This window comes from Bradyrhizobium sp. USDA 4341 (assembly GCF_054063755.1).
Map to the genome: position 1 here is coordinate 6,363,055 of NZ_JBSSGO010000002.1, position 20,617 is coordinate 6,383,671.

27 protein-coding genes and 1 tRNA gene are annotated in these 20,617 nt (G+C 65.2%); 21 read left to right on the forward strand and 7 right to left on the reverse strand.

Annotated features, from left to right (window positions below; all coding sequences use genetic code 11):
• Positions 1-140: 140 nt before the first annotated feature.
• The 11 genes from ACVIGB_RS36190 to ACVIGB_RS36240 all read left to right on the forward strand — a co-directional run bounded on the left by ACVIGB_RS36190 (position 141) and on the right by ACVIGB_RS36240 (position 7,450).
• Positions 141-965 carry an alpha/beta fold hydrolase gene (locus tag ACVIGB_RS36190; protein WP_456719082.1) on the forward strand — a complete coding sequence of 275 codons (825 nt, stop codon included), beginning with the start codon at positions 141-143 and terminating at the stop codon, positions 963-965.
• 338 nt (positions 966-1,303) lie between these two features.
• The gene (locus ACVIGB_RS36195; RefSeq protein ID WP_456719081.1) at positions 1,304-1,963 is read left to right on the forward strand and encodes an epimerase; all 660 of its coding nucleotides are present in this window, start codon (positions 1,304-1,306) and stop codon (positions 1,961-1,963) included.
• Positions 1,964-2,047: 84 nt separating this feature from the next.
• Positions 2,048-2,476 carry a DUF2948 family protein gene (locus ACVIGB_RS36200; RefSeq protein ID WP_229172235.1) on the forward strand — a complete coding sequence of 143 codons (429 nt, stop codon included), beginning with the start codon at positions 2,048-2,050 and terminating at the stop codon, positions 2,474-2,476.
• Positions 2,477-2,702: 226 nt separating this feature from the next.
• Positions 2,703-3,998, forward strand: a complete 1,296-nt coding sequence (hisD, locus tag ACVIGB_RS36205; protein ID WP_456719080.1) for a histidinol dehydrogenase — start codon at positions 2,703-2,705, stop codon at positions 3,996-3,998.
• Entirely contained in the window at positions 3,995-4,501 is a 507-nt protein-coding gene (locus ACVIGB_RS36210; RefSeq protein ID WP_092123128.1) for a UPF0262 family protein, read from the forward strand. Before hisD ends, ACVIGB_RS36210 begins: the two co-directional genes overlap by 4 nt.
• Before the next feature lie 123 nt (positions 4,502-4,624).
• Complete coding sequence (locus ACVIGB_RS36215; protein ID WP_092123130.1) at positions 4,625-5,089, forward strand: arsenate-mycothiol transferase ArsC; 465 nt, start codon at positions 4,625-4,627, stop codon at positions 5,087-5,089.
• A 196-nt stretch (positions 5,090-5,285) separates the two neighbouring features.
• Positions 5,286-5,915, forward strand: a complete 630-nt coding sequence (locus ACVIGB_RS36220; protein WP_092123132.1) for a Maf-like protein — start codon at positions 5,286-5,288, stop codon at positions 5,913-5,915.
• Between the two features lie 198 nt (positions 5,916-6,113).
• Positions 6,114-6,296, forward strand: a complete 183-nt coding sequence (gene yacG / locus ACVIGB_RS36225) for a DNA gyrase inhibitor YacG (protein ID WP_092123134.1) — start codon at positions 6,114-6,116, stop codon at positions 6,294-6,296.
• A 140-nt stretch (positions 6,297-6,436) separates the two neighbouring features.
• Positions 6,437-6,512: transfer RNA gene (locus ACVIGB_RS36230), tRNA-Phe, on the forward strand.
• 172 nt (positions 6,513-6,684) lie between these two features.
• Positions 6,685-6,894 carry a DUF2945 domain-containing protein gene (locus ACVIGB_RS36235; protein WP_456719079.1) on the forward strand — a complete coding sequence of 70 codons (210 nt, stop codon included), beginning with the start codon at positions 6,685-6,687 and terminating at the stop codon, positions 6,892-6,894.
• Positions 6,887-7,450, forward strand: a complete 564-nt coding sequence (locus ACVIGB_RS36240) for a DUF488 domain-containing protein (RefSeq protein ID WP_456719078.1) — start codon at positions 6,887-6,889, stop codon at positions 7,448-7,450. Before ACVIGB_RS36235 ends, ACVIGB_RS36240 begins: the two co-directional genes overlap by 8 nt.
• 41 nt (positions 7,451-7,491) lie before the next feature.
• Here the strand turns inward: ACVIGB_RS36240 and ACVIGB_RS36245 are convergent, their stop codons facing one another.
• From ACVIGB_RS36245 to ACVIGB_RS36255, 3 genes are all read right to left on the reverse strand, one after another.
• The gene (locus ACVIGB_RS36245; RefSeq protein WP_456749391.1) at positions 7,492-8,487 is read right to left on the reverse strand and encodes a caspase family protein; all 996 of its coding nucleotides are present in this window, start codon (positions 8,485-8,487) and stop codon (positions 7,492-7,494) included.
• Positions 8,472-8,651, reverse strand: a complete 180-nt coding sequence (locus ACVIGB_RS36250; protein WP_456725311.1) for a twin-arginine translocation signal domain-containing protein — start codon at positions 8,649-8,651, stop codon at positions 8,472-8,474. Before ACVIGB_RS36250 ends, ACVIGB_RS36245 begins: the two co-directional genes overlap by 16 nt.
• Before the next feature lie 74 nt (positions 8,652-8,725).
• Positions 8,726-8,848 (reverse strand): hypothetical protein, encoded by a 123-nt coding sequence (locus tag ACVIGB_RS36255; RefSeq protein WP_456719077.1) that lies wholly within the window; start codon positions 8,846-8,848, stop codon positions 8,726-8,728.
• On the opposite strand from ACVIGB_RS36255, the gene ACVIGB_RS36260 reads away from it, so the two are divergent.
• The 4 genes from ACVIGB_RS36260 to ACVIGB_RS36275 all read left to right on the forward strand — a co-directional run bounded on the left by ACVIGB_RS36260 (position 8,847) and on the right by ACVIGB_RS36275 (position 12,392).
• On the forward strand, positions 8,847-9,161 hold the full coding sequence (locus tag ACVIGB_RS36260) for a UDP-galactopyranose mutase (RefSeq protein ID WP_456719076.1): 315 nt from the start codon (positions 8,847-8,849) through the stop codon (positions 9,159-9,161). The genes ACVIGB_RS36255 and ACVIGB_RS36260 overlap by 2 nt on opposite strands.
• A gap of 62 nt (positions 9,162-9,223) precedes the next feature.
• Positions 9,224-10,495, forward strand: coding sequence for a serine hydrolase domain-containing protein (locus tag ACVIGB_RS36265; RefSeq protein WP_456719075.1), 1,272 nt, complete (start codon positions 9,224-9,226; stop codon positions 10,493-10,495).
• A 624-nt stretch (positions 10,496-11,119) separates the two neighbouring features.
• The gene (locus ACVIGB_RS36270; RefSeq protein WP_092126587.1) at positions 11,120-11,503 is read left to right on the forward strand and encodes a hypothetical protein; all 384 of its coding nucleotides are present in this window, start codon (positions 11,120-11,122) and stop codon (positions 11,501-11,503) included.
• 211 nt (positions 11,504-11,714) lie between these two features.
• Complete coding sequence (locus tag ACVIGB_RS36275) at positions 11,715-12,392, forward strand: Crp/Fnr family transcriptional regulator (RefSeq protein WP_092123144.1); 678 nt, start codon at positions 11,715-11,717, stop codon at positions 12,390-12,392.
• Positions 12,393-12,447: 55 nt separating this feature from the next.
• Here the strand turns inward: ACVIGB_RS36275 and ACVIGB_RS36280 are convergent, their stop codons facing one another.
• Positions 12,448-12,987 carry a hypothetical protein gene (locus ACVIGB_RS36280; RefSeq protein WP_456719074.1) on the reverse strand — a complete coding sequence of 180 codons (540 nt, stop codon included), beginning with the start codon at positions 12,985-12,987 and terminating at the stop codon, positions 12,448-12,450.
• 39 nt (positions 12,988-13,026) lie between these two features.
• Between ACVIGB_RS36280 and sfnG the strand changes: the two genes are divergently transcribed.
• On the forward strand, positions 13,027-14,127 hold the full coding sequence (gene sfnG / locus ACVIGB_RS36285; RefSeq protein WP_456719073.1) for a dimethylsulfone monooxygenase SfnG: 1,101 nt from the start codon (positions 13,027-13,029) through the stop codon (positions 14,125-14,127).
• A gap of 52 nt (positions 14,128-14,179) precedes the next feature.
• Here sfnG and ACVIGB_RS36290 read toward each other — a convergent pair whose 3' ends face one another.
• Entirely contained in the window at positions 14,180-14,500 is a 321-nt protein-coding gene (locus tag ACVIGB_RS36290) for a hypothetical protein (protein WP_456719072.1), read from the reverse strand.
• A gap of 452 nt (positions 14,501-14,952) precedes the next feature.
• Here ACVIGB_RS36290 and ACVIGB_RS36295 point away from each other — a divergent pair, with 452 nt between their 5' ends.
• Positions 14,953-16,254 (forward strand): PQQ-dependent sugar dehydrogenase, encoded by a 1,302-nt coding sequence (locus ACVIGB_RS36295; RefSeq protein ID WP_456719071.1) that lies wholly within the window; start codon positions 14,953-14,955, stop codon positions 16,252-16,254.
• Between the two features lie 11 nt (positions 16,255-16,265).
• Here ACVIGB_RS36295 and ACVIGB_RS36300 read toward each other — a convergent pair whose 3' ends face one another.
• Both ACVIGB_RS36300 and ACVIGB_RS36305 read right to left on the reverse strand, forming a co-directional pair.
• Complete coding sequence (locus ACVIGB_RS36300; RefSeq protein WP_456719070.1) at positions 16,266-17,738, reverse strand: cytochrome-c peroxidase; 1,473 nt, start codon at positions 17,736-17,738, stop codon at positions 16,266-16,268.
• 103 nt (positions 17,739-17,841) lie between these two features.
• On the reverse strand, positions 17,842-18,183 hold the full coding sequence (locus ACVIGB_RS36305) for a hypothetical protein (RefSeq protein WP_143046810.1): 342 nt from the start codon (positions 18,181-18,183) through the stop codon (positions 17,842-17,844).
• Between the two features lie 479 nt (positions 18,184-18,662).
• Between ACVIGB_RS36305 and ACVIGB_RS36310 the strand changes: the two genes are divergently transcribed.
• The 4 genes from ACVIGB_RS36310 (at position 18,663) to ACVIGB_RS36325 (ending at position 20,419) form a co-directional block, all read left to right on the forward strand.
• Positions 18,663-18,992 carry an ArsR/SmtB family transcription factor gene (locus tag ACVIGB_RS36310; protein WP_456724988.1) on the forward strand — a complete coding sequence of 110 codons (330 nt, stop codon included), beginning with the start codon at positions 18,663-18,665 and terminating at the stop codon, positions 18,990-18,992.
• Entirely contained in the window at positions 18,989-19,489 is a 501-nt protein-coding gene (locus ACVIGB_RS36315) for an SRPBCC family protein (RefSeq protein WP_456719069.1), read from the forward strand. The genes ACVIGB_RS36310 and ACVIGB_RS36315 overlap by 4 nt, the downstream gene beginning before the upstream one ends.
• 236 nt (positions 19,490-19,725) lie before the next feature.
• Entirely contained in the window at positions 19,726-20,073 is a 348-nt protein-coding gene (locus tag ACVIGB_RS36320) for a hypothetical protein (protein WP_456719068.1), read from the forward strand.
• 184 nt (positions 20,074-20,257) lie between these two features.
• Entirely contained in the window at positions 20,258-20,419 is a 162-nt protein-coding gene (locus tag ACVIGB_RS36325; RefSeq protein WP_456719067.1) for a hypothetical protein, read from the forward strand.
• Positions 20,420-20,617 lie beyond the last annotated feature (198 nt).

A 20,617-nucleotide genomic window follows, 5' to 3' on the forward strand; every position in this document is an offset into this window, starting at 1 on the left:
TCTGACACATCTGTTCATGCCACGTCATTCCGGGGCACGCGTTAGCGAGAACCCGGAATCCAGAGTCAATCGATCGAGATTCCGGGTTCGACGCTGCACCTCGCCCCGGAACGACGCAACGCAACAGGAGGAGCAATCAAATGCCCACCATCACCACCAAAGACGGCGTCGAGATCTTCTACAAGGATTGGGGTTCGGGCCAGCCGATCGTGTTCAGCCACGGCTGGCCGCTGTCGTCGGACGATTGGGACACCCAGATGTTGTTCTTCGTGGGTCAGGGCTTTCGCGTGATCGCCCATGACCGCCGCGGCCACGGCCGCTCCGCCCAGGTCGCCGACGGCCATGACATGGATCACTACGCCGACGACCTCGCGGCCGTCACCGCGCATCTCGACCTGAAGAACGCCGTCCATGTCGGCCATTCCACCGGCGGTGGCGAGGTGGTGCATTACATCGCCCGCCACGGCGAGAGCCGGGTGGCGAAGGCCGCGATCCTCAGCGCGGTGCCGCCCCTGATGGTGCAGACCGCGGCCAACCCCGGCGGCCTGCCGAAATCGGTGTTCGACGGCCTGCAGGCGCAGCTCGCGGCCAACCGCTCGCAGTTCTACCGCGATCTCCCGGCCGGGCCGTTCTACGGCTACAACCGGCCCGGCGCGAAGCCGTCGGAAGCCGTGATCCAGAACTGGTGGCGGCAGGGCATGATGGGCGGCGCCAAGGCGCATTACGACGGCATCGTCGCGTTCTCGCAGACCGACTTCACCGAGGATCTGAAGAAGATCACCGTGCCGGTGCTGGTGATGCATGGCGACGACGACCAGATCGTGCCCTATGCCGATTCCGCTCCGCTCTCGGCCAAGCTTCTGAAGAACGGCACGCTGAAGACCTACAAGGGTTTTCCGCACGGCATGCCGACGACGGAGGCGGAGACGATCAACGCGGATCTGCTGGCGTTCATCAAGGGCTGAGGTCGCTGCGCGTCTCAGCATCGCGCAGCCTCGCTGACGTCCAAGTGAGGGAGCCACCGGCGGAAGGGTTCCCTCCCCCCTTGCGGGGGAGGGTTAGGGAGAGGGGTACACACGGCGCGCTCTCTCGGATGTCCTTCGATAACTTGCAATCGAGATTGCGATGACGTGGCTCCCATCGTCCATCTCGCCCGGGGCTTACCCCTCTCCCCGACCCTCCCCCGCAAGGGGGGAGGGAGCCTGTCCGTCGTGCTCACCTCACGAAAGATCACGCGCTCATATATCGTCCTCTGACACGGCCCTTGCCGTTGGATCGCAGCCGCCGAAAAGGAGCACATCGCATGAAAGTCATCCTGTTCGGCGCGACCGGCATGGTCGGGCAGGGCGTGCTGCGCGAGTGCCTGCGCGATCCCGGCGTCGAGCGCGTGCTGGCAGTCGGGCGCAGCCCGACTGGGCAGCGCGATCCAAAGCTCGTCGAGCTGACCTGCGACAATTTCGTCGATTACAGCGCGATCGAGCCGCAGCTCACCGGCTATGACGCCTGTTTCTTCTGCCTCGGCGTCTCCTCGATCGGCATGGACGAGGCGCGCTACCGCCATCTGACCTACGACATCACGCTGGCTGCGGCGACGACGCTGGCGCGGCTTAATCCCGGCATGGTGTTCACCTATGTCACCGGGCGCAGCACCGATTCCACCGAACAGGGTCCGCTGATGTGGGCGCGGGTGAAGGGCAAGACCGAGAACGACCTGCTCAAGCTGCCGTTCAAGGCCGCCTACATGTTCCGTCCCGCCGGCATCCAGCCGCTGCACGGGGTGCGCTCGAAGACCGGCTGGGTGCAGGCGATCTATGTCGCGACCTCGCCGTTGCTGTCGTTCCTGGTGCGCGTTGCCCCGAGCTATATGACGACATCGGAACAGCTCGGCCGCGCCATGCTCAAGGTGGCCCGCGACGGCTACCCGAGGCCGGTGCTGGAGAGCGAGGACATCAATAGCCTCTGACGGAACCGGCGAGCCAGGTTCCCCCGGCGGATTTCCTCAGGTCTGGTGGTATCTCCGGGACGCCAAGGCGCTATAAGTATCGTCATGTCGCCGCCTGCTCCCCTGAAACTGATTGCCCTCGATGCCGATGACCTCGCGGTGATCTCCGCCCATGTGCAGGACGCCCACGTCCAGCCCGCCGACATCGTCTGGCGCCAGGACGAGAAACGTCTCGTGGTCGGCCTGAACCGGCTGGACTGGGAGCAGACCCTGGCCGGTGCCACGTCGTCGCGCCGACTGATCGCCGCGCTCAGGTTCGACCGGGTGCTGGCATGCAAGTCGCGCAATATCGACCTGGAGGCCCCGGAGGCCACCCTGGAACTGCTCGGGATCGAATTCCACGCCTCTGACCCGCCGGGCGGCAGCGCGCTGCTGATGTTCGGCCAGGGGGCGGCGCTGCGGCTCGATGTCGAGTGCCTGGAGTGCGAATTGACCGATCTCGGGCCCGACGATCTCGGGGTGGGGCCGGGGTAACTATGCCGTCGTCCCGGCCTAGTGCGCAATTGCGCACGGGGGCCGGGACCCATTACCCCGAATGTCGGTTGCTGCGGGAGCTGGAGCCCCATCGCGACCATAACCCGCATCGGTGGTTATGGGTCCCGGCTTTCGCCGGGACGACGGTGGGTGCCTGCCAAGGGTTGACGGCCATTATCCGCCGCGCCATTGAGCAGGGACCCGAATTCCTCTTCAGAAAGCCGCCATGCCCGTTCGCCTGGACCGACAGAGCGCCGATTTCGAGCAACGCTTCCGCGAATTCCTGGCGGCCAAGCGCGAGGTATCGGCCGACGTCGAGCGCGCCACCCGCGCCATTGTCGATGACGTGGCCGCCCGCGGCGATGCGGCGCTGCTCGAGGCGACCAAGAAGTTCGATCGGCTCGACATCGACGCCGCCGGCCTGCGCATCACCGCCGCCGAGATCGACGCCGCGGTCGCGGCGTGCGACGCCAAGACCGTCGAGGCGCTGACATTCGCGCGCGACCGGATCGAGACCTTTCACCGCCGCCAGCTGCCCAAGGACGAGCGCTTCACCGATGCCGCCGGCGTCGAGCTCGGCTGGCGCTGGAGCGCGGTCGATGCGGTCGGGCTTTACGTGCCCGGCGGCACCGCGGCCTATCCCTCCTCGGTGCTGATGAATGCGGTGCCGGCCCAGGTCGCCGGCGTGCCGCGGGTGGTGATGGTGGTGCCGGCGCCGGACGGCAAGCTCAACCCGCTGGTGCTCGCGGCCGCCCATCTCGGCGGCGTCTCGGAAATCTACCGCGTTGGCGGCGCACAGGCGGTGGCGGCGCTGGCCTACGGCACCGCGACGATCGCGCCGGTCGCCAAGATCGTCGGCCCCGGCAACGCCTATGTCGCCGCGGCCAAGCGGCTGGTGTTCGGCAAGGTCGGCATCGACATGATCGCCGGCCCCTCCGAGGTGCTTGTCATTGCCGACGACACCGGAAATGCGGACTGGATCGCGGCGGATCTCTTGGCGCAGGCCGAGCATGACGTCAGCGCGCAGTCGATCCTGATCACCGACAGCCCACGGCTCGCGGCCGATGTCGAGCGTGCGGTCGAGGCGCAGCTTGCGACGCTGCCGCGTGCGGCGATTGCGCGCGCCTCGTGGGATGATTTTGGCGCCGTGATCCTGGTGGCAAAGCTCGACGACGCGGTCGAGCTCGCCAATGCGATCGCGGCCGAGCATCTGGAGATCATGACCGCGGACGCCGAGGGCCTGTCGAAAAAGGTCCGCAACGCCGGGGCGATCTTCCTCGGGCCCCATACACCGGAGGCGATCGGCGACTATGTCGGCGGCTCAAACCATGTGCTGCCGACCGCGCGCTCGGCGCGGTTCTCCTCGGGCCTCGGGGTGCTTGACTTCATGAAGCGAACCTCGATCCTGCGGTGCGGGCCGGACCAGCTTCGTGCGCTCGGGCCCGCCGCGATGACGCTCGGCCAGGCCGAGGGTCTCGATGCCCATTCACGTTCCGTCGGATTGCGCCTCAACCTCTCATGAACAAGCCACCAGACGACGAGGATTCCAACAATCGCATCGTCGCGGTGACGCTCGACGAGGAATCGATCGGCCGTTCCGGGCCCGACATCGAGCATGAGCGGGCAATCGCCATCTACGACCTGGTCGAGCAGAACCTGTTCGCGCCCGAAGGCGCAGCCGGGCCGGGGCCCTATACCCTGCATATCGCGATCACCGGCAACCGGCTGATGTTCGACATCAGGAAAGAGGACGGCGCGCCCGTGGTGGCGCATCTATTGTCGCTGACGCCGTTCCGCCGCGTCGTGAAGGACTACTTCATGATCTGCGACAGCTATTATCAGGCGATCCGTACTGCGACACCGGACAAGATCGAGGCGATCGACATGGGCCGCCGCGGCATCCATGACGAAGGCTCGCGCACGCTGCAGGAGCGGCTCAAGGGCAAGGTGCGCGTCGATTTCGAGACCGCGCGGCGGCTGTTCACGCTGATCACTGTGCTGCACTGGAAGGGTGAAGGCGCATGATCCCGAAAAGTGGGCACCGGTTTTCGGATCAGATCACCCGCCAGAATGAGAGGCGCATGATCCCGACCGTCCTCCCTTCGCCAGACGACGGGGGCGTACCCCGGTCGAAAAAAGCCTGATCGCATGGAAGCGCCGCGCGCGCGCTCCCCGCAGGCCGTGCTGTTCGCATGCGGGCACAACGCCGTGCGCTCGCCGATGGCCGAAAGCCTGCTGCAGCAGATGTTCCCGCAAGGTGTCTATGTCCGCTCCGCCGGCGTGAAGAAGGGCGAGCTCGATCCGTTCGCGGTCGCCGTGATGGCCGAGTTCGGCCAGGACATCTCCGGCCACAAGCCGCAGACCTTCGAGGAGCTCGAGGACTGGGAGGGGCTGAACTTCGACCTCATCATCACGTTGTCGCCCGAGGCGCACCACAAGGCGCTGGACCTGACCCGGACGCTCGCCGCCGCTGTCGAATACTGGCCGACCCCTGATCCGACCGGCACCAGCGGCAATCGCGAGCAGAAGCTCGCGGCCTATCGCGAGGTCTGCGACGGCCTGTTGCTGCGGATCCGCCGCCGCTTCACCAAGGCCGGCGTCGCGAACCTGTGAGGCTCAGCGCAGGGACCCGGGTGTTCCGATTCGCAAGGTCCGCCGCTTGTCGCCAGACTGACAAACAGCTGTGCTTATGGGGCCTTGTCGCCCACGGGGAAGCGCGATTCGCGGCCGGTTCCAAGGTTGTGCATCCATGCCCCATCCGATAGGTTCCGCCCGCGTCCGTCCCCCCCGATTCAGCCCAAAAGCCCGCATGCTAGGCCGTCCCAAATTCGTTCTTGCTTCCGGTTCGCCGCGGCGGCTGGCCCTGCTCAACCAGGCCGGCATCGAGCCCGACGCGCTGCGTCCGGCCGATGTCGACGAGACCCCGCGGCGGGGCGAGTTGCCGCGCGCCTGCGCCAACCGCCTGGCGCGTGCGAAGGCGGACGCGGCGCTGAAGTCGGTGCAGCTCGACGACGATCTGCGCGGCTCCTTCATCATTTCCGCCGACACCGTGGTGGCGGTCGGCCGCCGCATTCTGCCGAAAGCCAATCTGGTTGACGAGGCCGCGCAGTGCCTGCGCCTGCTGTCGGGCCGCAACCACCGCGTCTACACCGCGATCTGCGTGGTGACGCCGCGCGAGGCGTTCCGCCAGCGCCTGGTCGAGACGCGCGTGCGCTTCAAGCGGCTCAGCGACGACGACATCCAGGCCTATATCGGCTCCGGCGAATGGCGCGGCAAAGCCGGCGGCTATGCCGTGCAGGGCATCGCCGGATCCTTCGTGGTCAAGATGGTCGGCTCCTACACCAACGTCGTCGGCCTGCCGCTCTACGAGACCGTGACCCTGCTCGGCGGCGAGGGTTTTCCGATCCGCCACGGCTGGCTCAACGCCGTCGCGGTGTGAGGTAACCAGTTTCGCGCGGCGACGGCAGTCGATAGCCGGATGCGATAGCCGTTCCCAGGGGCGCGCCGCCAAAATATCGAAAACAACCCCATGCACAGTAGCCGGCGACCGCCGGCGTTCGACGCGGCGCCTTGACTCGTCAAGCAGCGAGGAAGCGCAGCGGAACATGCGGCAGATGATGTAAACTCCGTCCCAGCCATGACTGACCAAGCCCGAACACCCCCCGCCACCGCGCGCACCTGCCCGATCTGCGGCAAGCCCGCCCAGCAGGCCTTTCTCCCGTTCTGCTCGTCGCGCTGCCGCGACGTCGATCTCAACCGCTGGCTCAGCGGCCGCTATGTCGTTCCCGGCCGCGAGGACGATGTGGAGGACCCCGAATAGCCAAGAGTTTCCAACAAGTTGGGGAAACAACGCCAGGCGGGCGGCGCCCGGCGAAGCGTTTCGCGAAGCCGGGTGGACACAGCGCCCCGACCTCTCTATAAACCGCCCGCTCGCTGCGGCCTTTTCGGCCCCGCGGGTTTGCCCAGGTAGCTCAGTTGGTAGAGCATGCGACTGAAAATCGCAGTGTCGGTGGTTCGATCCCGCCCCTGGGCACCATTCCCTTCGCAGCAATTCTGACCGGCCCCAGCAACGCATTCGGACGATCTGGAACGCAAGGCAGGAACCTGGCGGGCGGCCAACCGGTTTGCAGCGGCGAGCATCTTGATTCCGGTGCCACAATTTGGCGCCGTATCGTCAGGGCGCTCCCGCGCCTGAAGGACGTTGCGACATGACTAGGCGATTCAAGGTCGGCGATCACGTCAGGTGGAATTCGGAGGCTGGCCACGTCTCGGGCACCATCATCGCGGTCCACACCAGCGATTTCGACTACAAGGGGCACATGCACCGCGCCTCTGAGGCCGATCCGCAATACGAGATCAAGAGCGACAAGACCGATCACGTCGCGGCGCACAAGGGCAGCGCGCTCCATCATGCCTAGCCAAGGCGCGGCGCTTCCGTTCTTCACGATCGGCCATTCCAACCGCAGTCTCGAGGACTTCGTCGTCCTCCTCACCGCGGCCAGGATCGACCGTGTCGTCGACATCAGAACGGTGCCGCGGTCGCGGACCAATCCGCAGTTCAACAAGGACACGCTGCCCACGTCACTGGTGGCCGCGGGCATTTCGTACGAGCATCTGGCCGATCTCGGCGGGCTGCGCGGCAAGGCGCGAAGCGTGCCGCCTTCAGTTAACGGATTTTGGAGCAACGAGAGCTTCCACAACTACGCCGACTATGCGCTGTCGTCGCAGTTTCACGCGAGCCTGCAGCATTTGCGCGACGAGGGCCACCGGCAACGCTGCGCGATCATGTGCTCGGAAGCGGTGTGGTGGCGCTGCCACCGCCGCATCGTCGCCGACTATCTCATTGCGTCGGGCGAGACCGTCGTCCACATTATTGGGGAGGGGCGCCAGGAGCCCGCCCGCCTCACTGAAGGTGCCGTCGTGCAAGGCGATGGTACGGTAGTCTATCCGGCGACCGGTCAACTGGACTTGTGAGGCCTGCGAAGCCTGCGGCTGCACCCTTGCATTGCGCCGCCTCACTCCATGCTGCGTTTCCAGTAGCCGGTGCCGAGCTTGCCGGTGATCGCGGCGATGCTGTCGTGGATCGCGTAGGAGCCGCCGTCGCTGTAGTTCCGCAGTCCTCTCAACGCGTGCAGTGTCCAGCGGCCGTTGGCGAAGGTGACGGTGCCTTCATGCGATTGCGCGGAGCGGAAGGGCTCGGCGTGAAATTTGTAGGTGCCGTCGGCCATGATCTGCCAGATCCAGCGCGACTGGCCGCGGCTGCCCGCCACCATGATTTCCCAGGTGCCGACCAGCGCGGGATCGATCGCGCCGGCTGATGTCGCTGACGGTGCCGACAGAGCGGGAGCCGCGGCGGCCGGTGTCGCGTTCGCCTGCGTCGCGGCGGCTGTCGAGGCCGGCGGCGCTGCCAGGTAGATCGCCTTGCGCGACAGCGAGCCGTAGACGAAGGGCTGCTGCTCGTTGCGCGTCGCCTCCATCACGTCGTCGCGGACGTTGCGGAACATGAAGGTGACCTCGACGCCCGGCGCCTCGATGTTGCGCAACAGCGCCGCGGCGAACGGGCTGTTGCGGCCGTCGCCGTCGAGCGCGGTGGTGCCGTCGCGCGCGGCGTAGGCGACCAGCACGTTGCCGACCGGCTCGATGCGGCCGAGCCCATTGCTTGCGGTGGCGCGGGTCGCGAGCGAGCGGCTCATCTTCGCCGCGAACGGATTGTTGCGGCAGGCATCGAGGATGACGAGGCCGAGACTTCCGGTGCTGGAGACCTGCAGCATCACGCTCCGCAGGCTGATCGCTTCGTTGGCGGCATCGGTATCGCGCTTCAGCTCGGCGTCGACCGGGATCAGCCAGTTGTCGCCGTTGATCTCCATGCCGTGGCCGGCAAAATACACCGCGGCCATGTCGGCCCCGGCGGCATTGCGGGCGAACGCGATCAGGCCACGCCGCATCTCGTCGAAGCTTCCGTTGGTGATCAGGGTGACGGCGAAGCCGAGGCGCTTCAGGGCCGCGGCGATATCTCCGGCATCATTCGGCGGATTGGACGCGCCGGCACGCTTTTGTAGGCGCCGTTGCCGATCACCAGCGCCACCCGCTTGCCGTCGGCGGCGGCCGGCGCCGGGGCAAAGCCCGCAAGCGCTGCGGCGATGGCCAGTCCCGAGACAAACGCGCGGCGGTTCATGCTGGACCCGGTCGAAGGTGACGAGCCCACGGTAGCGCAGCCGGCGCGAGGCGGCCACGGAAATGGCGGTGCGATCAGGCCGCCTGTTTCGGCGTCCAGACGCCTGCCGGCACCGGCTCGGCGGGCAACAGATTGGCGCCGGCGGCGCCCGCGATCGACATCGTGATCTCGTGGATGTCCTGCACCGACTGCTGCATGCAGCTTGAATGCTTCGACGTTGTCGTGGTGAGCGCGGGCTTCCTCGTCGCCGTCATCGCCGAGCAGCATTATCCGATCAACACGGCAGCCGACCGCGCCATGCTCGCGTCCTATCACGCCATGACGGCATCGCATCCGAATATCATCTTCGGCGGCCGGCTCGGCTCCTACAAATATCTCGACATGCACCAGGCGATCGGCGCTGCGCTCAAGACGTTCGAGCACGAGGTCGAGCCGTTGTTCGCTGGCGCGGACATGCGCCCCGGCGACACCGCCGCGCGCCGCGACGCCTTGTCGCCTCTGCCGGCGTGATCTAATCCTGCCGGAGCGGGCAGCGAATTCATAACAATCGCCCGCGGTCCGGTGAGGAAACTATGAGAACGATCGCCATTGCCGCGGCTGCCGCCGCCACATGTCTTGCCGTCAACATCGCCCATGCCGCGCCGCCGCTGGCGGAAGCGTCCGCGCACCAGGCCGGTTTCTCGGATCAGGGACTGGCGCGACTCGACGATTTCTTCGCGCGCGAGATCGCGGCCAAGCGCGTACCTGGTGCGGTGGTGGCGATCGCGCGCGACGGCAGGCTCGTGCACTACAAGGCCTATGGCCAGCTCGACCCGGTCAAGGGCACGCCGATGCCGATCGATGCCGTGTTCGCGCTGGCCTCGATGACCAAGCCGATGGCGGCGGTCGCGGGGCTGACGCTGATGGAGCAGGGCCGGTTGCCGCTGCAGGCCAAGGTCGCCGAGTTCTATCCGGCGTTTGCCGACATGAAGGTGGGCGTGCAGCAGGCCGACGGTTCGCTGACGATGGAGCCTCAGGCCCGGCCGATCTTCATCCACGATCTCTATCGCCACACCTCGGGCCTGATGTATGGCGGCCGGCCCGACAGCTCGAGCGCGCTGGCGCGGCTCTATCCCGACGGCACGGCGCCGGCGGTCGAAGGCGACACGGCGGCCTTCATCGACCGCATCACCAAGCTGCCTCTGGTGCATCAGCCCGGCACCGAGTTCGAATACGGCTTCTCGATCGACGTGCTCGGCGCCGTCGTCGAGAAGGTTTCCGGCCAGCGGCTCGGCGACTACCTTTCGGCCAATGTCTGGAAGCCGCTCGGCATGAAGGAAGCGACGTTCCAGCCGACCGACGCCCAGCGCGCGCGTCTGGCGCATCCGTTCCCCAACGACCCGCTCACCGGCAAGCCGCAAGCGATCAAGCTGCTCGACGCGCCGACCAAGTTCGATTGCGGTGGCGCCTGCTCGTTCGCGACCGTCGGCGACTATGTCCGCTTCGGACAGATGCTGCTCAATGGCGGCGAGCTCGACGGCAAGCGCGTCCTCAGCCCCAATACGGTGCGCCTCATGACGTCGAACCATCTCGGGCCCGAGATCAAGAACAACGTCGCCGCGGTCGAGCCGCATCGCGGCGGCTTCGGCTTCGGGCTGGCGGTCGCGGTGCGGACCAGCGAGGGCCTGTCGTCGGTGCCGGGCAATCCCGGCGAGTTCACCTGGAACGGCGCCTACGGCACGCAGTTCTTCTGCGATCCGAAGGAGCGCCTCGTCGTGGTGGTCGGAACCGCGGCTCCCGGCGAGCTGCGCAAATATTATCGCGAGAACGTGCAGGACATCGTCTACGGCGCGATGGTGAGGTGAGAGCCGTCACCGCAGTGTGAGATCTGATTGAGCAAGGCATCAGGCCCATCTCTCGGACTGTCGGACTGAGCGATGGACCCTTGATTGGCGTCGTGAGCGGCCGGGTGGGGTGAAGGACGCTGGCGGCGCCGACCGTCATGTTTCGTGTGAGCAATATTGCTCAGTCACGGGCGCTGCGGCTTGGCATGGTGCCTCGAACGCCCGGATTTCCGGCTGCTATCAGTGATGAGAGCGCCGGGTGCCTACGACTTCACGCGAACCGGGCATCACTGCGCTTGCAAAACGCCGCAGGAAGGTTCTCTCGCTCTGCCTGGACGCCGGTGTCATTCCGCCGCTTGATCGGAATAGACGGCGGCCTCAAGCCAAAAGCCCGGCCGCGAGGGCCGGGCTGATCGGCAACATATTCCAAGTCGCGCAATGTGCTGAATAGACCCGCGACGGCTCCCCCTGTCTGTCCAAAGGAACACGGAACCGACTATTTGGGCACACCGCTCTGGGCGGGGGGAATCTCGACGGGGACCGGGGTCTGCTCGCGCGTGAATGAGCGATTTGGTACAGACGCCGATCATTCGACGTGTCTTAGTTCCACGAACAGTCCTAAACCTCTAGGTCAGGATGAAGATCATGGAAATCTCCAAGGAAACAAAAGCTGCCATGCGGCCCGCGCTATGGGGTGCTGCAGGCGGAGCAATTGCTCTGGCGATCGTGGGGTTCAGCTGGGGTGGCTGGGTGACGGGCGGGTCGGCCGAGACCCTCGCGAGCAACCGTGCTGCAACGGCCGTCGTCGCAGCTCTCACACCCATCTGCGTTGACAGGTTCCGGCAAGCCGCCGATGCCTCGGCGAACCTGGCCGAAATGAAGAAGGCGACCTACTCGTTCGACCAGGGCAGGTTTGTCGAAAAAGGCGGTTGGGCCACGATGCCGGGAAGCACTGAGCCGAACTCGGCAGTCGCAAGGGCCTGTGCCGAATCGCTCGGCAGCGGCAAGGCCGCGGAGCGCCGCAGCTAATCAGGCAACCCGCGCAGGGTGAAATCCGCGCAAAGACGCGCGACCTCTCGACGTGTCCGCATCTCGCGCAATCGCAGGGGACTCTTGCAAAGGTGGTCAGGCGCGTCGCTTTGACGCCAATTTCAGGCCGCGCGCCTTTCCGTGGATGATCATCCTGCAGAACCTTGCTAGCATGACAGAATGCTAACGCCCAGCGAACGAGAGTGCCGTTTTGGCTAAGCCCTCGAAGGACTTGTTTGATCCCAAAAGCTTCTTGGCCAAGGTCGGGGCCGGAAAATCGATTTCTAGCTTTGGAAAAGGCCAGAACGTGTTCGCACAGGGAGATGTCGCGGACGCGGTATTCTACATTCAAGAAGGTAAGGTCAAACTCACAGTCGTCTCTGACCAAGGTAAGGAAGCCGTGGTCGGGATCCTGGAGCCGGGACAATTCTTTGGTGAGGGCTGCCTCAACGGTCATCCATTGCGGATTGCCACGACCACGGCAATGGAGGACTGCGTCATCACACGAATATCGAAGACGGCGATGATTGCAACGCTCGAAGCCAAGCCGATGTTCTCTCAATTGTTCATGACCTATCTGCTCGCGCGCAATAGCCGAATGGAAGAAGACCTGATCGACCAACTTTTCAATTCGAGCGAGAAACGCTTGGCGCGCCTGCTGCTCCTGCTGGCAAACTTCGGCAAGGAAACCAGCGCGCAACCCATTGACGTCGAAATCAGCCAGGAAACGCTCGCCGAAATGATTGGTGCGACCCGTTCAAGGGTTAGCTTCTTCATGAACAAGTTCCGCAAACTCGGCTTCATCAGCTACAACGGAAAGATCGAAGTTCACAGCTCGCTTCTAAACGCCGTTCTGCGCGACAAACCCGAGATAGGCCGGAAGGACTAACCGTGGCGCGCTTGAACGGCGCCTACAGCACGCAGTTCTTCCGCGGTCCGCAGGATCACCTCGTCGTCATGATCGGAACGGCGTATCCGGTGAACTCCGCAAGTATTGCTGCGAGAACGCCCTGGACGTCGTCTATGGAGCGATCGTGAAGTGAGCCGCCTTGCCGTAGCGGACCGCGCGTGGAGCCTAACGGTTCCGGGCTGCTTATTTCGCCGTTCGTCGTGGGACCAAATCCGCCACAAAGCAACAAACGACGCATTTCTTGCAAACAACAGAATGCGGCTTTCCCGGACTCGATGAAAAAGAGTTTGGGCTGGACTCGCTCCCTCGCGGTTTGTCTGAGACTATTGGCGGCGTCTCGATAGTGCTTGCGAGAGGAATGTTGATGACCTGCAATAGCCTCTTCGATGAAATGAATATCCGCGTCGCGCTGAGAGAGCCGTGTCGCATCGTCTGCTGCTGACGAAGCTGCGGCGCGCCGCGGAATTCTGACCGCTCCAATCCTGTGAAAACTCAAGCCTGACGCCGGCTTCAACCAGCCGCGTTGCAGCTCGCTGACCCCGTGCAGCTTGGATGCATCGTGTTGCTCGCGCAACGTCCTTTCACCACATGCCAACTCCGTGAGGTAACCCGAATGACCGCCAGCAATGATCCGATCAAGTTCGCCTATTGGGTGCCCAACGTTTCCGGCGGGCTCGTCATCAGCAAGATCGAGCAGCGGACCGGATGGGACATCGACTACAACCGCCGGCTGGCGCAGATCGCGGAGGACAGCGGCTTCGACTATGCGCTGAGCCAGATCCGCTTCACCGCCGGCTACGGCGCCGAGTTCCAGCATGAGCCGGTGGCCTTCAGCCACGCGCTGCTCGCAGCGACGAAGAAATTGAAGGTGATCGCAGCGCTGCTGCCGGGGCCATGGAATCCGGCGGTGGCGGCCAAGCAGATCGCAACCATCAGTCAGCTCACCGAAGGCCGTGTCGCCGTCAACATCGTCAGCGGCTGGTTCCGCGGCGAGTTCACCGCGATCGGCGAGCCCTGGCTCGACCACGACGAGCGCTACCGCCGCTCGGAAGAATTCATCCGCGCGCTGCGCGGGATCTGGATGCAGGACAATTTCACGTTCCGCGGCGACTTCTACCGCTTCTCGGATTACACGCTGAAGCCGAAGCCGACGCAGCCGTTGCCCGAGATCTTCCAGGGCGGCAGCTCGCGTGCGGCGCGCGACATGGCTGCGCGGGTATCGGACTGGTACTTCACCAACGGCAATTCGGTCGAGGAGATCAGGAGGCAGGTCGAGGACATCCGCGCCAAGGCACGCGCCAACAATCATTCCGTCAAGATCGGCGTCAACGCGTTTGCGATCGCGCGCGACAGCGAGGCCGAGGCGCGCGCCGTGCTCGACGAGATCATCGTCAAGGCCGATCCGGAGGCGGTCAGTGCCTTCGCGCATGAGGTGAAGAATGCCGGCAAGGCCTCGCCGGAAGGCCAGGGCAATTGGGCGAAATCGAGCTTCGAGGACCTCGTCCAGTACAATGACGGCTTCAAGACCAATCTGATCGGCACGCCCGAGCAGATCGCCGAGCGCATCGTCGCGCTGAAGCAGGTCGGCGTCGATCTCGTGCTGCTCGGCTTCCTGCACTTCCAGGAAGAGGTCGAATATTTCGGCCGCCGCGTCATTCCGCTGGTCCGTGCGCTGGAGGCTCGGGCAGCGGTGCACGTCCAGGCGGCCGAGTGAGGCGAGCGAGATACGGCAAGAAGGCCCGTCGCTCAAGCCGAGCGATGGGCCTTCAAATTTGCGTGGGGTACCACCGACGATAAACGCCGGTCAGCGTGCCGTTGTTGTTCCCTTCAGGGCCGACGTCGCCCTGGGTCGAACTCGGCGTCGGATGGTTGCTGCCATGATGGTAGCGATGAGGCCCGTACCAGCCGGGCTGCGCCGGATAGTACGTCACGTGCGGCCGGACGCGATCGAAGTTCGGGCCGTTGTAATCCCAGGCATAGTCAGCGTTTCGATGCGGATCGTCGTAGAAGCCCTGCGCGAACGCGCCGGCGGTGGTTGCGATCAGCGCAGAAGCGGCCAGGGCGAGGATCTTGATCTTCCGTTGCATTCGCTTGCTCCTTGCTGTGTTCTGACCAGCCAAGCGGTCGTTGGTGGAGCAGCGTTCCCGGTTTTCCGATCAACTCCGTGGCGTGCACACGCGCCTCGTGATCATGTTTTGGTGAGAGAGGTTTGCACCCTGAACGGCCGGCGCCGTCGCTCTGCCCGGTCAAATGCACCCGGCGTTGGCCCGCTATGCTTTTCCAGCTATAACGGCTCGCGGCCCGAACCGCGCACGCGGCGCTTTGAAAGAACCGGGCGCTTCGTAAAAGGAAGCCCGCCGACCGGGGCGGGCAAGGTCTCAGGGAGGAAAACGCTCTGACAAGGGAGCGTACGGCCAGTCTCGTCGATTCGATGGCGGATGCGAAGATCGTATAACTACTGTCATCAGGGCCGGCATTATGCGAATGCTGCTGCGGCCCGAGGCCGGCGGGCAAGGCGCAAATCTAACAGGGGAAGTTCATGAGCACGTCTGGAGTTTTTGCCCGCGTCGTCGCGGCGATCGGGGCCGGCGCCGTGGCGTGGCGGCGGATGCAGGGCGCCGAGCCCGCACCGGCCTGGGGCAGCGCGCCGCAAATTCCGGCGGCGAAGTCGCAGGGCGCGATCCCGACGCTGAAGATGCCGACCGCACGGGGTTGGGATAAGGGCCAGCTTCCGACCGCTGCGCCAGGGCTCAAGGTTAACGCCTTTGCCGCCGGGCTCGATCATCCGCGCTGGATCAACGTGCTGCCGAACGGCGACGTCCTGATCGCGGAGGCGACGCAAATCGCAGGCACACCGCGCAGCGTCTTCCACTATGCGATGCAGGCGACGATGCGCCGCGCCGCCGCACTCGGCGTCAGCGCCAACCGCATCACGCTGCTGCGCGACCGCGATGGCGACGGCGTCGCCGAAAGCCGCGGTGCCTTCATGGAAGGGTTGCGCCAGCCGTTCGGCATGGCGCTGATCGGCGACACCTTCTATGTCGGCAACACCGACGGCGTGGTCGCGTTTCCCTACACCGCGGGCGCCGATCGCATCACGGCGGAGGGACGCAAGCTCGTCACCTTCAAGCCCGACGGGCACTGGACGCGCAGCCTGCTGCCGAGCGGCGACGGCAAGAAGCTCTACGCCGGCGTCGGCTCGCTCAGCAACATCGCCGAGAACGGCATGAGGGTCGAGGAAGGCCGTGCCGCGATCTACGAGCTCGATCTCGCCGCCGGCACCAGCCGCATCTTCGCCGGCGGCCTGCGCAACCCGGTCGGGCTCGCATGGGAGCCGACCACCAATGTGTTGTGGACCGTCGTCAATGAGCGCGACGGCATCGGCGACGAGACGCCGCCGGACTATCTGACCTCGGTGCGCGACGGCGGCTTCTATGGCTGGCCCTATTGCTACTGGGGCAAGACGGTGGACGATCGCGTGCCGCAGGATCCGGCGATGGTCGCCAAGGCGATCCAGCCGGACTACGCGCTCGGTGGCCACACCGCCTCGCTCGGCCTGTGCTGGATGCCCCAGGGCACGCTGCCCGGTTTCCCCGATGGCATGGCGATCGGCCAGCACGGCTCGTGGAATCGCTCGACGCTGTCTGGCTACAAGGTGGTGTTCGTGCCGTTTACGAACGGCCGTCCCTCGGGGCCGGCGCGCGACATCCTGTCAGGCTTCCTCGCGCCCGACGAGAAGGTGTCGTACGGCCGCCCGGTCGGCGTCGCGCTCGGCCCCGACGGCTCGCTGCTGGTGGCCGACGATGTCGGCAACGTGATCTGGCGCGTCACGGGGGCGTAGTGGCAAGCGAGCTAGTTCTTCGGCTGCGTGTACCCGTCCGTCAGCGCCTGCATGAACGCGACCAGCGCATTTTCCTCCTGGTCGGTGAGGCCGAGATGGCCGGTCTTGCTGGTGTTCATGTTGTCGGTGGTCTCCGGCACAGGCCAGCAGCCGGTGCCTTCGCGCGGATCGTGCACGGCGCAACGCGGCAGCACGTCGCGCGTGTTGTAGAAATGGACGATCTCTTTCAGGCTCTTGAAGTAGCCGTTATGGCCGTAGGCCTTGACGAAATCGGGCGACGGCCGCTTGTCGACGTTGCGCAGTGTCGGCACTTGGAATCGGCCGCGGGTCTGCGGCGCCAGCGGTTTCCAGCGCGCGTCGACTGCGGAGGGCTGACTGAGCGGATGGCCGCTCGCCAGAAAGGCGCCGACCCCGCCATCGACGAACGCAGCGCCATCCTTGTTCGCGACATAGCCGCGATCATCAGGCGTGTTTTCCGCGTAATATGGCAGCTCCGGGTTCGCCGGCGTCCCGATGTTGCTGGCGGTGAAGTCGGTAAACAGTGGATCTTCTCCGGGGCCGCCGTCGCGATGACATTCGTTGCACCGGCCCTTGCCGCGGAAGACCTCGTATCCCTGCTGCTCCAGCGGAGTGAAGGTAGCTTTTCCGGCCTGCACCGCATCGTATTTCGAGGAAAACGCCGTGACCTCATGCGACGCTTCGTAGCCTGCGATCGACTGCGCCATCTGGTCGAAGGTGCTTGCCGCGCGGCCGCGATCCAGATTGCCGAGATGCACCGGAAGCGGATCGTTGGCGGATGGTGGTCCGGGCGTGTCGCAGACTGTCTCAACGTCGGCCGGCCAGTCGATCGCGAACGCCTGTGCGCCCCAAATGGCCTCGAACAAGCCGCGATAGGGGCGCTGCGAGGCGCGATACACCGCGCAGGCGATGTCGGGCAGGCCCATCTCGACCGGATTGGTCGGCGGGCCTTCGGCCTGCTCGGCGGCGGGATTACCGAGGCGCCGTCCGGTCGCGCGCATGTCCCAGAAATTGCCGCCGACCAGATCACCCTGACCTTCGTTGTAGTGCAGGACCGGTGCCAGCGGCGCGTAGGTGTGGGTCTGTGGCTTGCGTTCGCTGAAGCGGGTGCGGACCGAGCCGGGATAAGAGCCCGTGGTCCGGTTGATCTCCGAGATCGGTCCAGTGAATCCGGTCTCCGGCGTATGGCAGAAGGCACAGGCTTCGTTGCGATTCACCGACAGCTGCTTGTCGAAGAGCAGCAACTTGCCGAGCAACTCGATCTGCTGCACCTGATTGTCGGGAACGGCTGTCAGACGAGTCAACGTATCGCCTTCGATCCGTTCGATCTCCGCTTCGACGCGGGCGATCTCGGCAAGCGTGGCCGGCGACAATGGGCCTGCGCCGTTTCCCGCGAGCAGCAGCGGAATCGCCGTGCATGTCGCCGCGACGGCAGCGGCGATCCCGGCCAGAACCCGAAAGCTCATCTCGTCTCCCCAAGACGTCTTAGCGATGCAAGCTGCCCGCGCTGTCGGCGCAGGGCTGGCAGCCTACAAGTCGAGTCTGCGGGACTCAATGGGCGTCGATCGGTCACTCGTAGTCTGACCGGGTCAGGACGTATCTGCCGCGCACCTTCGCGAAGGTCTGGTGAAGACATCCGGACGCGGTGCAGAGCCTTGGTTGGTTGCGGCATTGCAGGGCTGAATAGTCGAGGTGGATGACGGTGGCACTGTTGGCGAAGGTCGCGAAATAGTGACCGGCCTCGGGTCCCGCGGCGCATCTCGCCTGGACAGCATGTTGAACTTCGGCAGGCAACCGTTCGATCCGCTCGGTGCTCCAGAGTGGGTCGACAGGGGCGACCGCCGTTGCGTTGGCGGCGAGGGCATGTCCAATCAGAACTGCGCCCATCGCCAATGCTGGTAGTGCTCTCATGGGACTCCTCTCAAGGCCTGAAACGGCGTCGCGCCGCGTGAACGCACCCTTGACCGAGGAGCTAGTTTGACGAACTGGGGAAGATAAGCTGGCCAAGACTGGATGGACTTTCCAGTCTGGCTGTAAAGTGCGATCCGGCCCCACTAGGCGTACGCCCGGTTGCTCCCGTCTTGCGTATCGTCTCGCCCACGGGCTGGCGATGGCCGCAGGCGCTTCAGCGCCGCCTGGCGATCGACTGCATGAAATCGCGGTCCGCTTCCGGCAGCGCGTCGGTCCAGGCCGGCTCCTTGCTGGTGGCCGACGATGTCGGCAACGTGATCTGGCGCGTCACGGGGGCGTAGGCGCCCCCACACACTACCGCCAAAACTCCTTGAACGGCGCGGCTTCGATCGGAGCCGCGCCGTTTCATTTGCAGCGATCCGTTAGCCTTGACTTACCGTAAGCATAGACTTACGATAATTTCGACAACGGACGATACGATCATGATCAGCGCAGAACGCGCGCTCGACGCGCTGGGAGACCCGACCCGCCGCCTGGTGTTCAAGCGGCTGCGCGAGGGCAATCGATCGGTGCAGGAGATCGCCGACGGCCTCAAGGTCAGCCGCCCGGCGGTCTCGCAGCATCTTCGGGTGCTGAAGGACGCGGGCCTCGCCGTGGTGCGGATCAAAGGCACGCGGCGGCTCTACGCCATCGACACCCGCGGGCTCGAGAGCCTGCGCGGCTGGCTCGACGGATTTTGGGACAAGACACTCACTTCGTTCAAGCAAGCGGCCGAACGCGAAGCCGCAAAACAGAGGAGATCCCGATGACGACGCAAGCGACCTCCGACAATTGCGATCCCTACAGCGTCCGCAAGGTGATGAATGTCGAGGCGCCGCCAGCGGTGGCCTGGCGCGTCTTCACCGCGCAGATGGGTACGTGGTGGCCGCTCGCGCATTACAAGATCGGCAAGACCAACGCGGTCGATGCGATCATCGAGCCGCGCGTCGGCGGCCGCTGGTACGAGCGCGGCGACGACGGCAGCACCTGCGACTGGGGCAGCGTGCTGCTCTGGGAGCCGCCGTCGCGCCTCGTGCTGTCGTGGGACATCACGGCGGACTGGCAGTACGATCCAAACCTGAAGACCGAGATCGAGGTGCGCTTCATCGCCGACGGCAAGGACGCCACCCGCGTCGAGCTGGAGCATCGCAAGCTCGACCGTTACGGCGCCCGCGCCGCCGAGATGCGCCGCGTGTTCGATACCGAAGGCGATTGGGGGCGGCTGCTGGCGATGTTCGCGGCGCGCGCCGCGCAGGGGCCGCAGTAGCCGGATAGAGCGCGACATTGCTCTTGTAGCCGCCGCGAAAGGGTAATGGCTCCTGACGGATCGCGCGCCTGACGGGAACTCAAAAATCCCTCCAGGCCCGATCGCTCGGAAGCGCATAAAACCGGAATGAAATCCATAGCGGTTTTCAACCATGCCCCTTGAGCCTTCCTCAACTTCCCCGGCCGATGCTTCGCCTGCCGCACAGGACGGAGCAGGGATCGACAAGGAGCTTGAGCATGCCGGCCAAAGGACGAGCGACCGCGACCAATACCACCGCGCAATCGCGCGAGGATATCCTGAACGCGCGGGCCATCAGCACGCTGGGCGCCGGCGTCGTCAACGCGATGAGCGCAGTCGGCGCCGCCGTCATCAAGAAGCACAAGCCGGCGCTCGGCAAGAGCCCGGATTGGTTCTGGCACGTGTTCGCGAAATGCGAGGCCAAGGCCGCGCGCGTCGCCGAGCAGGCCGCGCGCGATCCTGAGGCCTGTGGCGATGCCACCTTCATCGAGGTCTATGCCGCGCAATTGCCGAAGCTGATGGCATCCGCACTCGAGAGCCACGACAAGGCGCTCAAGGCGAAGTGAGGTCGCGTCAACGAGAAGCTGACAACGGCGATCGTGCCGTTGTCGTTCCCCCGATCTCTCAATTGCGTTGCTGCGCAGAGCAGCCATGCGCCTGAAACCATAACCCGCCGCCGTTCGTAAACCAACGGGTGGCAGAAGTCCGCGCCCGCGGGCTTCCGGATTCTTCAATCCAAGGCGGTAGATGGTGAAGCACCTTGTTTCCGATGAAGAAAAGTGTGACGCGTGCAACGGGACCGGCTTTCCAGAGGTGAAGCAGCCGGGCGAGCCGGGACGGAAGATCTATCCCGAGCCCTGCAAGAAATGCGGCGGCAAGGGGCGAATCAGGAAGGCGACCTGGGGCAAGTAGCCGACTGAAGCAATCAGTCCTGTAAGGCGGTTAGCCAACGGGTCCGCCCGCAGGGCGGCCCGATGACAGGCTCCGCGTAACCCGCCGCAACGCGATGCGCTGGAGCGATGGCGGGTTACGGCTTCGCCTAACCCGCCCTACGTAGCTGCGGTGATCGCGGGTGCGACCGCGTGTGACGCGCGTCACGGCGGGAGCCAG